We start from the raw sequence: 14,841 nt of genomic DNA on the forward strand, positions 1-14,841 counted from the left end.
CGGAACCGCGTGAAACTCGCTTGATCGGTGACCGTTCGCAACGACGGCATCGTTCGCGAATCAAGGAAAGGCCTGTTGGTCGGGTTCGTTGAGTTGTACCGATTATGCGGGCGGTGGTTGGGGTCATTCCGATTTTTCCCGTTGCAAGCGAAATGTCGTCTGCTCGCATTCCGATGATTCGAACGAGTGGTAGTCCGTTTTGGCACTGCCGCTGATTGGGAGGCGTCCAGTTCGAATCGCTGATGAGTGTTGTTGCATGACGAGTAATCCCGGCCACGCCACCGCCAAATCGTCCATGTTTGCCACCAAGGGATCCGCTGGTCGCAAACCGTTGTTGCTAGGCCTTTGTTTGATCGCAATGGTCTTGGTCAGCGGGGGATTTGTCACGTCGGTCCTGTCGCGCTCCGCCCGGACACCGATCTTCACGTTGACGGGTGTTTACGGTCCCGAGTGGGACGTGAACGCTTGGGTCGCGGAAGACTTGAATTGGATTCGGACGTTGGGCCAAAGCACGTACTCGGTCCAGGCCTTGCCCGGTGCTGGCGAGTTGGCGGGTGGTTTTTGGGATCAGGCCGACGACTCCATTCGAGCGGCGCTCGCTTCATGTCCGAGTGATCGCCCACTGATTTTCTATGTCAATTTGCACGGCGTTGTGAATGACGATGGGCAAGCGTGCTGGGTGCCACCCAACGGTTCGGTCGTGGATGGTTCCACTTGGTTTCCGATCAATGATTTTTTGGATCGAGTCGCCCAAATTCAGTCGCGTGACGACGTTCGGCCGATGTTGTTGCTGCTCGAATGCGGTCGGCTGCGGTCGCACTGGCCCGCGGGAATTGCCGACAACGAGTTCGATGATCGATTGACCGAGACACTGGCCCAGCACGCTCGCAATTATCCCGAGTCCAACGTCACGATCCTGTCGTCGACAGCACGTGGGCAGCGCAGTTTCTATTCCCGGCGCGGTGATGGAGACGTCTTCACCCGGTACGTTGCCGAAGGATTGGCGGGTGCCGCGGACGGCTATGGGACAACGAGCCGGGCGGATGGTTTGGTCGACACCGAGGAACTGCATCGTTTCGTCCGCCAGCAAGTTGGCGGGTGGTCGCAGCAGCATCGCGGCGTGGCTCAAACCCCGACACTGCATCGAACCGCGTCGTCCAATCCGGTCACCGTCGCACGCGCCAGTCGCGGACGCTTCGGGGCCACCTATGTCAAAACGCCTCCTCCGTCCAAGGATGAAACAGATCGATTGAAAGCGGCGATTGATTCAGTCGTCGTTCTCGAGAAACACGACCCAAGTTCGGTCGACGCACACGCTTGGTCGCAGATCCAACGCACGATGCACGCGATCACTCAATCGGTCTACGGTGGAGAAGCCGCGAAGGCATCGAGTGCTCGATGGTACAGTCGGCTTGATCGACAGTTGCAGGGACTCCGCCAGGAAATCGCGAATCGGGCGAGTGAGTCGTCTCACTTTGTTGATGTCGAAATGGATCGTGAGGCGGAGCGAGTTTGGTCGACGATCGCAAAGCAACCGACTCGCGAAACCACGGCTGAATTGCTGGCCGATTTGGACGACGACAAAGTGATGCCAGTGCCGATGTTGTACGCGATTTATCAAGCGGGCGAGCATTCACGAAAGGATCCAAATGCTTCTGAATTGAGCTTTTGGAGACATCCCGATTGGATCCAACGCACGGCAAAAGCGCAAACAGAATGGTTGCACGTGGTGCGTCGTCTTCCCGATGCGATCTTTCCCGCCGTCGACCAGATCACGTTGGACGTGCAACAAAGTCGACGACGTCTGGCGGATACGATTTTGGCGTCCACGGTATCGTCGGACGTCAATTCGATCGAGCATGGACAGGATGGAGGCGCACACGATTCCGTCGTGTCAGCGTTGGCGGATTTCGAGCGTGTCGTCAAGGAACGCCGAGACATTTTGGCGGGTTTGGTCGATGCATGGCAAACGCGAGATCGAGCGTTTTCGGAACTGCCGTATCTGTTCCAATCGATCGATGAAGAGGCAACGACCTTCGGAACGCATGACGAACATGACGCTCACGAGGCGAACTTGAACGACGTCATCGCGCTGGACACGCTGCTGAATGAGTTCATCGATGGCAAACAGGTTTGGTCGACGAAGACTCACGACCAGATCGTGATCGCATCCAAACGGGCAGGCCAGTTCCTGGAACACATCGGCGGTTCTTTTCAAGCGGCAACGGCGTCGATGTTGTTGACTTCCGATCCCTATCAGGCGATGCGGGTGGAGAAACAGCTTCGTGAGACGGATGAAAAGCTGGCGATGGAGCCCTTCGAGCCATTGTCTCAGTCATTGGAACATGATCACGAGCATGAGCACGAATCCGAATCGAACAAACACATCAGCAACGATTTCTTGGCGGTTCTGTTGGGATTGGATCCGGATGAGACCAGCCCATCCGACGTGCGGCGACGTTTGCGTTCGTTGACGTCGGTTGATCACGATCACGCCTGGCGACATGTGGTTTCGATCGTGGTGGACGAAGCCTTTTCGCAGGTGATTGCGGATCATCAACGAACGTCTCGGCAGTGGCGATTGGCTTGTCGAATCGACGAGGTGCTGGGCGATTTCTGGTACGCACCGACGAGCAACGGCACGGCCTACTTTGATGCAACCGCTCAAACGTTGTTGAAGTTGGCCAAGCCCGAAGACAATGAGACTCCGGATTGGAAATCGATCGAGCGTTCCGTGACGGCCAAGATGGAGGCCCGCCGGACGGCGTCGATCAAGGGCTTGATCGTCCGTGCCACTTCGCAGCCATCCTTTTTGGATCAACAGACCCAATCGGTTTCGGTGAAGCTTGATACGGCGGACGGCCAGGGGGATCTTCCCGAGGGAATCGCGGTGATGTCGATTCATCGCGACGGCATCAAAACGTCTGATGCTCAGCAAGCGGTGTCGATCCAAGCGACCGATGCACCGACCAACGTGGAGCTGACGTTGGCCGTCGATCAAAAGCGGGCTTCGTTGGCAGAGGTGAACTTTCGCGGCAATCGCTATCAATCCTCCGTCATGTCGTCGGGAACGGCGTTTGGCGTGACCAGTCGAGGTCAAACGGTTCAAAAGGGAGCCAAGGTCACGATTCGTGATGCGATGGATTCAGGGCGTGCGATCACGTTTGTGATGGATTGTTCGGCGTCTATGAACGATCCTCTCGGCGAAGAGATGGGGCGTTCCGCATTGGGGGCACAACGTGCGAGCAAGTTCGAAGCCGCTCGTTCAGCCGTTTACGAAATGATGCGTCGGCTGCAGCCTGGACCGTCACAGGTTGGCTTGGTTCTGTATGGTCATCGAATGGCAATTCGTGCGGGCGATCCAGCAAAGGATTCGGGCGATGGAGGTGGTCAGAAAACACTGTTGCAGAAACGCTATCACAAGCGTTTTCCATTCCCACCGACAATCCAACCATTCGAAGATGTCGAGGTGGCGCTGCCGACTGGACGCTTTGACATCGCGGAGTTGGAGCTCGCTCGTCAGCATTTCGATGCGGCCGTTCCTTGGGGACAGACGCCGCTTTATCTGTCGATTTGGAAGGCGATGGAGGACATCAGCCGAACGGGTGACGGTGTTCGCAAAGACGTTGTGGTGATCTCTGACGGTCGCAACTACCAATTCAATCCAACCCCCGAAGCGATCTTCTCGATTGGTCAGTTGGTGACTCGGGCGAAGACACTGGGCGTCCAAGTGCATGTCATTGGGTATGGGCTGGCCAGCCACGAGGCCGCGGCCGCAGCGGTTGAGTTCGAAGCTCTCGCGAGCGGCACCGGCGGTCAATCGATCACGGATATCAAAGAAGCGACGGAGTTGCTCAAACGATTGGAGGAGTTGTCATCGTCCGAAACGTTCGAGTTGCAATTGGCGGATGGAACGAAACACGTTGGTACGTTTGGCGACACGATCACGCTGCCTGGAATTCAGTCCGTCAACACGGCCGTGACCGCGACCGTTGGCGACAAATCGACGGTCCTCGCCGTATCGCCGGGCGACCAGTTGGATTTGATCGCCAACCAGATGGAGCACCCACTGGCGACGCTGCCGTATCTCAATGGGGCTCCCCAATTCAGTGTGTTGGCAACGCCCGAGGGGCATGCCACTTCGGTTCGGATGGGAGTGCACACGCCGTCGGTCGAAGGGAATCGATGTCGTTTTCAGTTGTCGATGCAACGCACCGACGCACAGGTTGCTGACCGTCCACTTTCGATGTGGGTGGAGGTTCATCCGGTGCGGCAGGGGAACTCTGGTGAGAAGCAATCGCCCGAAGTGGCTTATCGAAACGGCGCGTTTGAGTGGGTGGCAGGCAAGCCGTGTCCGGTCGCCGAATTCGATTGCTTGGGTTGGCCAAGCGATGCGGTTGGCTATCAGATCAACACGTGGTGTTCGGCCAAGCGATTAGCGAGCGAAAGCGTTTCCATTGCTGCGGGATCACAACCGAAACAGACCAAGACGCTGGCGAACTTTCCTGGCGTGAAGGTTCATCTGAGTCGCCAAGGGGACGAGGTTTCGGTTGGGTTGGAGTATCCGACCTCGCAGGCCCCTGATCACGATTCGATGTTGATCGTCCAAGTCGAAGGTGCTGGTTCGCAAGACCATTGGTATGACGATAGCGGCCGGCGAAGCTTTCATGTTTTCCGGCAAACCGACCCGACCGCAGAGGTGCAGGTCGAAATGCAATCGATCGCGGAAATGAAGCGTCAATCGGTTCGCACGATCCAGCCAGTCGACGGTTCGATGTTCCCAAGTGTTGCGACGCTGGGAGCGACAATGGGTCCGCGACGCAGTAGATGACTAAGTTTCGTCTGACGTTGAGAAACAACCCATTGCTTTAAAAGCCACATCTTTCAGACTGCGGAATTTTACACGGTAGTCGTTTGGCGAGCAGTAGCTAGCTGAAAGGATTTGTTCCCATTTTTCGTGTTTTGCACGTTCTTCTTTCGTTAAGTTTAGATAGAAATGCCGCATGGATAATTCTGCCAGCACTGGATTGTCGAAAAATGATTCGTTTCCTGCCTGTTCTTTCATTAGTGTTCCGTCCTTGCGAAGTGCCCTCAGATCATGAGGGTTCGAAGAAGCGCCTACTACTACATGCCAGAAGATTCTGATTTGTTTTCCTTTCTCTCGCATGACTTTTTGAAGTCTCGGGATCTCAACCCGCAATAGTACACTGGTGCGATCAAAGTTTCGGCAGAATACGTGAACGTCAGATTCGCTCGCTTGCTTGACAAACTCATCGGAAAGATAATTCCACAGGCGAAACAAATCCTTTTCGTGGTGATAGTACTTGCCGCGTTCTAGAAGGGCGCCTAGTTGGGTCGACTCCAAGCAAGTGTAGCCAAGATTCTGAGCGTATTCACTGACAGCGTATCCGCCGGACCAAAGTGCAAGCTTGTTGTTGTTCGACAACAATCCTGCGGATGCGCATGTCTGGGCAATGGTAGCAAATTTCCTGTTTGAGAACTTGGTTCCCGGTCCAGTTTTGGCAGGCAAGAATCCCTGCGGATCAGTGATTTTGCGTTGTTCTTTGACACCTAGTTGAAACAGGCCCCAGAAGATTTGGATCCGGAGGTCGTCGAACCCAAGTTCTTTGAAGTCTTGGAAAAATTTGGAACGCAGTCTGCTGGTATTGATTTTCGAATGTTCACGTCTTGCGTCGGGATTTGCTTCTAATGCTGTTTCAAGTTCCCCGGTCGACATTGAGGCAATGCGGGCTTGGGATGTGGCTAATTCCGATTGCGGGATTGTGATCTGAGAAGAGGCAGAGGAGATAAGTATGATTCGTGCCAATGCGATCTGGTAGGCATTGTCTTTTAGTCTCGGTACTGCCTGGAAGTGGTTCATGTTTTTTGCATAGAGGGTGGACTGAGTTTCGATGTTTTGTTTGTGTTGCTAACTTCGATGTTCGGTTTCTGTGTGTTCGTTGCTTGCTGGAAAGAAGCAGCGGAATGAAGCTTTCATTTGCCACTATTGATGATTCTGAATTGTCCACGTCAATGTTCGACACACCGGTCGAAAGCGGGTGGCTCAAGGCCGTAGCGGCTGAGCATTCAAAGATACGATCTATGGCAATGGATGTGGTGTCTTCCGTGGGGCAAGAGTCGGATGTAGAGACGGCATTAGGACTATTTCGGTAAGCGTCGTTGCTCCCACGTGCAACCGGGGCTAACGCCCAAACGGCTCACATGATTATGCCCGATCATTCCTGCCGACCTGCTTAGTCGTGTCCACTACCGGTTTTGACCGGAGTGACCACATCTTGACTTTATTCCGATAGGATCTGTTGGATCAGTTCGGGCGGTGGTCCTTCAATCGGATAGTCCGTTTGAATTTCGCAGCCACAGGCGTCGGGTTCGACCGGGCCTCCGCAGGCATCGAGTGCCAAGCGGGCCAAACGTCGGGCTTTGGAGCTGGGTTCAAACCAACAGCAAGGTCCGGTCTTTTCAAACACCATTCGAGTGAGTTTTTGACGGATCGGGATGCTGCAACATCCTCCGCAACCGGGATCGCATCCTCGACGCGAGGCAATGACCGCTTCGATGGCCGCGATGCGGACCTCTGCCGAAACATCGTCCAGTCCCGCGAGAATGGCTTCTTCCACATGTGGATTGACGGAGCAGTCTTCGCCGGCCAAAACACCGAGGGCTTTTACCTTGGCGGCGGTGGCGACCTTCGCTTCTTTCACTTTCAGTGCACCCGCGACGGCAGGTGAAGGCGAGGCCGCATTGGCAGGGTGCGATGACGGCAGACTCATCGGTGGCGGCTGCAACGCGGGAACCGCGGTCGCTGCTTTTTCATAGGTGATTTGGCCGAGCAGCACCGTCTTGCGAATGCAGCGACGACCGATGGTATCGATTCCCAAGAAACGCGGCAGCGTCATAGGAACCGGGGCCGGCGGAGTGGCGACTCCATCCGGGCCGATCAAGACCGGCGTGGTGGCCTGACGCTCCAAGACGTTCAACGATGTGCAGCCGGATGCGAGAACCAGACAGCCACACGCGAGCAGCAACGGCCACGCATGGGTGGCTCCCGTCATGCCGTTCGTTGTTGACCGTCTCGCGTTCATGTGTGGGCGTTCGTCTTCAATCGATGCGGATGGTGGGGAGGTCAGTTGGCTGAGGCGGTTTCACGGCGACCTCCACACTCTTGCGATAGCGATCCCCGCGATAGAGGCCTTCCAATGTCAATTCGTATTGGCCAGCCTTCACGGCGGGAAACACGAAATGACCGCTCGCATCGGTCAGTGCCTCTTGGGGTAAATTCGACGCTTGGGAGGGTTGTTCCACGCTTTTTTCGTCCGAATTGTCAGGCTTTTCTTTTGGCAACGCTTTGAGCGCGACTTTCATGCCTGCGACTGGCAGAGTCACATAGGCGATTTTGCCTTGCAGAACGGTGACTTCGGCTTCGCGGCGAGCTTGCAACTCGGCTTCGGTCAGCAACTCGATCGCAAGCGTTTTGATCAGGCCCGGGTTATTGGCTGCGTCGGTTGCTTGCATCAGCAACGTGTGTGTTCCCGATGCCAGTTTGTCCGTCGGCAGAATGACGACCCAGCTTCCATCACCGAGTCGTTGGCCAGGAACGGGTTTCACGTCGGGCGTGAACTCTTGTTGGCCGGCGGTTGCCCAAGCCGCTTGGATGGAGGCCGCTTCGCTGAGTCCCGCGTCATCGACAGTGACACGAACTTCCACCGGCCCGCCCAAGATCGCTGGCAGCGGTGATCGGATCTGGATGTCCTTCAGCTTGGGTGGCAACGTGTCAAACACAGCCGTGATCGGGTTGCTCCAAACGAGTTGCTCGCCTCGTTGAAGGCTGGCGATCAGCGGAGCACGCTGGTTTCGGACCACACCCACCGGCACGCTGAGTCGATGTGGACGGACACGACTTTTTAATCCCGGTTGGCCAAGTGGATCCACACCGGCCCAAGTGAATTCGATCGCGGCAGGCGTGGTGACCGAAACGGTTGGTTCGTTCTGCAAGTAGCGATCACCATTCAGATCCAATCCCAATGTCACAACGTCGCTGCCGTAGTGGAACAGTTTGTCGCTGAGGTCAACCCATACATCGGCGGAGACTGTTTCAGCGTCTTTGGAAACGATCACCGGCGGAAGGTCCTGGGAGGCCGGTGCATCAGGCAACAAAGGAGCCCCGATGACGATGGCGGCGTGGTCGTCGGATGGCGTGAGCAATTGCTCGCTGCGATTGCCCGCCAAGTGAAACACAAAGGCACTCGGCCACTGGTCGCTCAACACTCGAACGCCGATGGGGTGCCCATCGCAAGCGGCGGACGAGAACGATTTGGTGACGCGAGAATCCGGGGCGATCATTTGTTCGCCATGGGCAACGGTCTGATGAGTCAGCAAGTCGACCAGTTCGATGCGAACATGTGTCGGTCCATCGACGCCAGCGAGAGCGCTGATCGACACATCGACTTTGCGAGCGTTGTGGTCATAAGCCACGACCGGCTGAATCAGCGAGTCCGGGCGATACACCCGAGGACTCAAGTCAATCCATTGCACGCGATCGTTTTCAGCGTCGGTGACTTCGCACCAAAGCGATGCGACTGTGATTGGCGGCGAGTCGGGTTCCAGTTTGGAAGCAGGGAACATGACCTTCGTCCATTGTCCCAACGCCGTCGCCAGTTTGGGCTGGATCGCCAACTCGGTTGGAGGCGTTTGGGTGGCGAGCCACCGCTTGGCTTGCTCCGATTTCATCGTCGGCGGGCAAGTTCGTCCCGGTTCGGACCAACCCAGCAGACGGACCTGCAAGGACTGCGACGACGAATCCAGTGGCTGGATCCACAACGGCGCAAAGAGGTCTCGGTTGGCGTGCATGATCCACGAGTCGCCGGCACTGGATCGAGCGGCCGCAAATTCGGACAGCGGCAATTCCAAAGGCACACTGGTGCGAAAGATATTGTTCTGAGTGATCCAACGAAGGTTGATCGCGGATGTTTCCGGCGTCTTCGCGTTTCCAGCCTGCGACGCTCGACGGATCTCGATCGAAGCGGTCTTTTGTTTCGAAAACAGGCCCAGCTTTTCTGACGCCGTTGCGGTCGATGTGGCTCTTTGCGAAACGATCGAGCGATAATCAGTTTCACCTGAGACTCGTTGCACGGGTGTGATGGTCGAATCAGCCAGTGTGTTGATTTGCAACCAACCACCATCGGTTTCGATTCCCAAGATTCCCGAACCCATCGATTGCGAAGTCGATTGGACCGCGATGTTCAACATCACGCGATCTGACACTGCCAGCGAGCCTTGGACGGTCACGTCAACGTTGGTGTTGGATTCGATTCGGGGCAGTGCGGGCAATCCAATCCAAGCAGCGAGTCGTTGGTAGCGACTGTTCGAGATCGCGTAACGTTCTCGTTCGTCTTTGGTTGCATCGACGGCACATGCACGCGTGTCGGCGACGAGCGTTGGCAGAATTTGCGACCAACGCTGCGTTGCCGCGTCCAGTTCTTTTGCCGCAGCGGCTTGCTTGGCGGGCGTTTGGATATCCGATTTCAGGGCACGCACGAGTTGTTTGTATTGGTCGACGGCGGTGACCATTTCATCTTCGGATGTTGACGCGTTCAGAAGCGTTTGGCTCGCGGTCTGGGCGGCTTTCTGCAATCGATCCAGGGTCCCAGGTTTGCTCGACGTCCCAGCTAGTTCGAGTTGGGCCGCCAATGTCGAACGTTGGATTCGGGTCCGTGTGCTTTCAACGAACCCTTCGCTGGACCGCGAAACCGCGACCGTTTGAATGGTCGACGATGATTGGTCCTGTTGCAATTGAAGTTCAATCAGCAAACCCGACAAACGATGTTTGACGGACTGGATCATCGCGTCGCCTTGGTGCATCGAATCGCTGTTGGCAGAGTCCAGCCATCGTTGCAATGCGATCGTTTCAAGTAGCAACTGGCAAACGGAATCATCCATCAGCGATTTGGATCGAATGGGCATCGCCACAAATGCATTCAAGTGATCGATGATTTCATCTCGCAGTTCACCGGCTTGATCGATCGCCAACGCATCCTTTTGCAGTCTTGTGAACGCGCGAATCGCTTTTTCGGTTTGTGCTTGCACATGAGCCAGATAGTCCGAACGCACGGGGCTGAACAGGCTCCGTTCAGCGTCCAGTCGCACCCATTGCGTTTCTGCTAGTTCGGGTTCGAACCATGTGCGGACTGTCGAGTTCATCGCGGCTTGGTTGGCGAGCACACGGCACTTGATCAGTGATTGCTTGAGTGACCAAGGTGCGTTTTGCTGCAACACGGATCTGGCCCAAACCACTTCGTCCCACGTTGCGTTGGCTGGAATCGGCGAGTCAATCCAAGTTTTCGCGGTGGCTTCGGTGGCATCCGCGTTGAGCAGCGTTTGCAGTCCCTCGAACAATTCGCTGCACTGGTCACTGCGATTGGTGCGAATGCCATCCGCGTGCATCTGAATTGCAACAGCCAGCGTTGGTGCGGTCACATCGACCGTGTGATGTTTGGCTTGTTCTGGGGCGGCATTCGGCGGTGCGGCAACGGACCGAGTGGCACTGGGTAGGTCGGTCGTTGTCGATGTCGTCGCAATCGCTTCGGCTTTCGCCGCGGGTGCTGCGTCGTCTTTGCGATCGAGAGCAGTCTGCACCGGCGCCAACAAATAGCGTTTCCAATGTCCTCGCGGGATGCTGGAAAAGGAATGGGGAATTGCTTGGTCGTCGCCATCGGGACGCTCGGGGCTGACCACATTCAACCATTCGGCGACGGAGACCACACCGTCAGCGTTGATGTCCGCGGATTCTTCGAAGCCGTTCATCGCGGCTTGTGTCAGCGGCGTGACATGTTGGGCTGGATCGATCAGCTCATGATTGATTTGGCTGTGGTGTGTGACGACCAACACATTCGAATGGCTCAACGCGGAGACTTCTCGATCGAGACACTGAGCGAACTGCCAGGCGTTCATCTCGGGCAGCCGTCCGATTGAATCGCCGACGCTTTCAATCGCGTCAATCAACACGATCACGGGCGTTTCAGTTTTGCTGAGATGTCGAAGGAGTTCGGAGACGTCCAGCGGCGATGTTTGCAACGTCGACTCGGAATTCAACGACAACAAGATCGCATGGCCGTCGACCACCAACGCTGTGCCGGCAAGGTGAATGAGTCGGGTACCGTTCGTGATATCGGTTTGTGCGATTTGATTGGCGGCGGAGAGCGAGAGCGTTGGAGTCACGCTGGCCGTCGGCATTGCCTGACCGAATGAGGAGAAGGCATCCAGCGATGCAAGAGCAACGGCCTGCGCCGGAATCACCGGGGCAGGTTGTGTCTTTGTAGGTGGCACCGGCCCGATCGATTGAATCAACAGACGAGGTGATTCAAGCGGACGCCAAACCGAGACCACAAAGATCCCGAGCAAGGACGCGAGGACGATTGTCAGCGCAACCTTGATGCGCAGTCGCGATCCCGATGCGGTTGGCTGGTTTCGCCAATCTCGCAGTCGCGATTCGGTCACGTTGGGACTGTTGTTGGTCTTGCTCATGTTCTAGCCACCAACCTGAACGGTGGGTTCACCGGATGCAATCGATCCACCGTGTGCTGTCGGATCACCCATTCGAACCGCGGGTTTGCCGCCGATCATGACGGTGGCGGAGCCTTTGGAAAGAGTGTCGGGCGGGCCCGTGCACTCGGCCTCATCGCCCAAAACCGCGGCCGGCATTCCCGCGATCAGCACCGTGGGTTCTCCCGGACCGATGATGGGGCCTCCGACATGCGGGACGACGCCTGTGACCATCGGGCAACTGTGTTCGTCCATGATTCGAGCAGCAGGCGGCATCACTGATTTCCTTGCTTGGTGTCTTGTTCGCGTTGCAACAACGCGCTGCCGGATTGCAACCATTGCTGCATCGCGGTGTCTCGATCTGGCTCCGCCGCGACGGACCATCGATGCGAGGTCATGATTGCGACGCCGCTTAAATGCGATGGTGGTGGAATGGGCGGTTGATCATCCGGTCCCAGGCTGCCGCCGCTGAAGATGATCGCCTGAGCGATCCAACGGGTGACGTTGTCAGGAGAACTGATGGCCAGTTGATCGCGGACTTTGCGGCGGTCGGTTTCGTCGCCCGAGGTCTGCCAAGCCAGAATGCTTTGGTCGAGCGTACTGCTCGCGCGATCGGCGAAGCCGGATGCATCGATCGCCCATCCGATGGCGGTTCGGACCGGCAACGCACCAGCGAGAAACCGGATCGCATCGTCGTTCAAGGAGGCATCGATCAAACGCTGGAGGTAGTCCATCGTTTGATCGGGCGATTGGATCAGTGCTGTGGCCCCGTCCGACATCGACATCACTTTTGCAAGCGAGGCGATGGTCGCGTGATCGTTGATGGTTTCGTCGGAAGTCGCCAGTTGTTGTGGATTCGTTTTGGGTGTCGCGGTCGTCACGTCGGGTGACCAACGAACCGAAAACGCGGTTTGGCCGGCGACGAATTCGGTTTCGCATTGGCCCGTTTCTGACAGCGTGAGCCGATCGCATGAGTCTCCTGCAACGATCAGTGCATTCTGTCCCTCGAGGACCTCGATCACCGCGTCCGTTCCGCAGCGAACGACAAAGTGTTCCGGTGACAACGCGGCGTCATCGGGAAGGCTCATTTCCACCCACTCGCTACTGCCCACGCGTGCTTCCTGACCGACGCGCAAGATCAATCGCACGTCGGTGTCGTCAGCGGGATGAGCGGTGAGTAAGAGTGGCATGATGAAGCGAAGGATTGGAATGAAGTGGAGGGACGCGTGAGCCAATTCAGTCCCAAAAGGGGTCTGACCCCTTTTTGGGGCGAACTAGTTGATTTGGACGATGGCTCCTTTGACTGTGAGCGATCCGCCGGAGCTCAGTTCCGCTGATGCGTTACCTTTCAGTGTCATGGATGCATCAGCGGCGGCGTCGACTTCGGGAGCCGCCATGCTGATCTTGGTATCACCCTTGATGGCGATCTCGCTTGCTTGGATGTTGATGCCCGACGGCGTCAGCTCAATGGAAGATTGACCACACTTGATCGTGATCGACTTGGCCGCTTCGATCGTGATCGCGCCGCTTTCGACCGATACATTTTGATCGCCTTGTTTGACCGTCAGGTTGTCGTTACCCGCGTCGATGGTGGTCGTGCGGTCTTGTCCGATCTCGGTGGTCTGGCTTCCCGATCCGCTACCGACTCCGATTTGGACGTTCTGGTCGTTGTAGATCTCGATCGTTTGGTCGCCGCTGTCTGATTTGTCGAAACCGACCTTCAATGAATCATTGTTTTCGACCTCTCGAACAAAATCGCGTTCGCTGTGCAGGTAGATCTGCTCGGCATCTTTCGTGTCATCAAACGTCAACTCATGGAAACAGTTCACGTCCCCTTTTTGGGTGCTGCGTGTGCGAAAGACCGTTTTGGCTTGCCCGTCGGCCAGATCTTCCGGGGGCATGCGATCGGCATTGAAGACCCGCCCGGTCACGATCGGTCGATCCACGTTGCCGTCCAAGAACGCGACGATCACTTCTTCGCCAACTCGCGGAATCGATACCGCACCCCATCCCTTGCCAGTCCAAGGCTGCGTCACGCGAATCCAGCAGGAGCTGCGGTCGTCACCGGTGCCAATCAGATCCCAAGCGAATTGGACTTTGATGCGGCCATAGGCGTCGGTCCAGATTTCTTCGCCATCGGGACCCACGACCGTTGCAATTTGAGGGCCCGCCATGATCGGCCGCTCGGTCGTTTGTCGACTGCGGAAGGGAATGGACGAAGGAAGCAACCGCAGTCGATTGTTCAGGTGAAAGGAGTGTGCACCTCCACTGCCGGCCGAAACATCGCCGGTTGTTATCATCAGATGCCGGCCCACGATCAGGTACTCTTGATTGAGATCATCGACGGGATGCGACGTCATCGTCAAAAGGTTGCCGGCGATCACCGAGGGAGTCGACACGTCCGCGGCGGTGGCGTGTTGGTCTGACGTGGCGGCTTCGGTCAGAACGCGAGCGTAGTGTTGGCCGTCGTCGGTCTCGAAGAACTGACCCGGGAATTCGTACCATTCCCAGTCGCTTGCCGTGTCCGACGCGTTTTGACGAACGGTCATTTCGGCGCGAGGCTTTTGGAAATCGTAGTCTCGCAACACGTACGACGCCGTGTTGAAGTCGCGCTCATAGGTCCACTGCGAAAGACACGTTTCGGTGCCCGGTTGTTCCACCGCGTGATAGGGCAGCGAACCAAACGACGCCGACGCTTGGTGGGCGCTGACGTCGTCGCAAAGCACCAGCGTGTGTTGGTCTTCGGTGTATTCGAAGAAGTAGTAGATGCCTTCTTCTTCAAACAGTCGACTGAGGAATTGGAAGTCCGATTCGCCGTATTGCACGCAGTAGGCTCGTTGGCGATACGTTTGCGTGAGTCGGTCTTCCAGTTCGCCGGTGAAGCCTCGCGATTCGATCACGGCTTTGGCGATTTCGACGACCGTCTGCTGTTGAAAGACTTGCGATCCGCCAACATGTCGCAGCAATCCCATCCAGGGAGCAAGTGTGGCGTGGTATTGGTACAAGCCCGCGCTGGTGCCAACCTGACCGAAACGTGTGACATAGCCGTGCAGGTATTCGGGCGAGTCGTCTGGATCGCCGATGCGAATCGAGACTGGTTCTTTGAGCAGGTCGAGCGGATCGATGTCGCCTTCAGAGCTGACCAAATCCAACGTCCCACCAAAGGGGCGCCCGAGTTGTTCTGTCCAAGTCACACCGGTCAACACGAGCGCATCGTCATCCAGCGGTGTGCTGACGGCGATCGGACGGTTGGCTTGGGTCAGAGTCATGATGGTGAAATCG

At 56.6% G+C, this 14,841-nt stretch carries 7 protein-coding genes; 1 reads left to right on the top strand and 6 read right to left on the bottom strand.

Going from position 1 to position 14,841, the window contains the following annotated elements:
* The first annotated feature begins 256 nt into the window (after positions 1-256).
* Entirely contained in the window at positions 257-4,831 is a 4,575-nt protein-coding gene (locus CEE69_RS05765; RefSeq protein WP_233214893.1) for a vWA domain-containing protein, read from the top strand.
* Here CEE69_RS05765 and CEE69_RS05770 read toward each other — a convergent pair whose 3' ends face one another.
* The 6 genes from CEE69_RS05770 to tssI form a co-directional block, all read right to left on the bottom strand.
* Complete coding sequence (locus CEE69_RS05770) at positions 4,832-5,881, bottom strand: hypothetical protein (RefSeq protein ID WP_099259790.1); 1,050 nt, start codon at positions 5,879-5,881, stop codon at positions 4,832-4,834.
* A 421-nt stretch (positions 5,882-6,302) separates the two neighbouring features.
* Positions 6,303-7,073: a hypothetical protein gene (locus CEE69_RS05775; RefSeq protein ID WP_233214894.1), complete on the bottom strand. Its 771-nt coding sequence runs from the start codon at positions 7,071-7,073 to the stop codon at positions 6,303-6,305.
* Between the two features lie 46 nt (positions 7,074-7,119).
* Complete coding sequence (locus tag CEE69_RS05780) at positions 7,120-11,541, bottom strand: carboxypeptidase-like regulatory domain-containing protein (RefSeq protein WP_099259791.1); 4,422 nt, start codon at positions 11,539-11,541, stop codon at positions 7,120-7,122.
* Between the two features lie 3 nt (positions 11,542-11,544).
* Positions 11,545-11,835: a PAAR domain-containing protein gene (locus CEE69_RS05785; RefSeq protein ID WP_099259792.1), complete on the bottom strand. Its 291-nt coding sequence runs from the start codon at positions 11,833-11,835 to the stop codon at positions 11,545-11,547.
* Positions 11,835-12,749, bottom strand: a complete 915-nt coding sequence (locus CEE69_RS05790) for a DUF6931 family protein (protein ID WP_099259793.1) — start codon at positions 12,747-12,749, stop codon at positions 11,835-11,837. Before CEE69_RS05790 ends, CEE69_RS05785 begins: the two co-directional genes overlap by 1 nt.
* 84 nt (positions 12,750-12,833) lie before the next feature.
* Entirely contained in the window at positions 12,834-14,828 is a 1,995-nt protein-coding gene (tssI, locus tag CEE69_RS05795) for a type VI secretion system Vgr family protein (protein ID WP_099259794.1), read from the bottom strand.
* Positions 14,829-14,841: the final 13 nt, after the last annotated feature.

Origin of the sequence: Rhodopirellula bahusiensis, assembly GCF_002727185.1 — a bacterium.
Taxonomy (GTDB): domain Bacteria; phylum Planctomycetota; class Planctomycetia; order Pirellulales; family Pirellulaceae; genus Rhodopirellula; species Rhodopirellula bahusiensis.

Coding starts and splice junctions, on each gene's coding strand:
- CEE69_RS05765 (WP_233214893.1), top strand. CDS start 257: ATGACGAGTAATCCCGGCCACGCCACCGCCAAATCGTCCATGTTTGCC.
- CEE69_RS05770 (WP_099259790.1), bottom strand. CDS start 5,881: ATGAACCACTTCCAGGCAGTACCGAGACTAAAAGACAATGCCTACCAG.
- CEE69_RS05775 (WP_233214894.1), bottom strand. CDS start 7,073: ATGACGGGAGCCACCCATGCGTGGCCGTTGCTGCTCGCGTGTGGCTGT.
- CEE69_RS05780 (WP_099259791.1), bottom strand. CDS start 11,541: ATGAGCAAGACCAACAACAGTCCCAACGTGACCGAATCGCGACTGCGA.
- CEE69_RS05785 (WP_099259792.1), bottom strand. CDS start 11,835: ATGCCGCCTGCTGCTCGAATCATGGACGAACACAGTTGCCCGATGGTC.
- CEE69_RS05790 (WP_099259793.1), bottom strand. CDS start 12,749: ATGCCACTCTTACTCACCGCTCATCCCGCTGACGACACCGACGTGCGA.
- tssI (WP_099259794.1), bottom strand. CDS start 14,828: ATGACTCTGACCCAAGCCAACCGTCCGATCGCCGTCAGCACACCGCTG.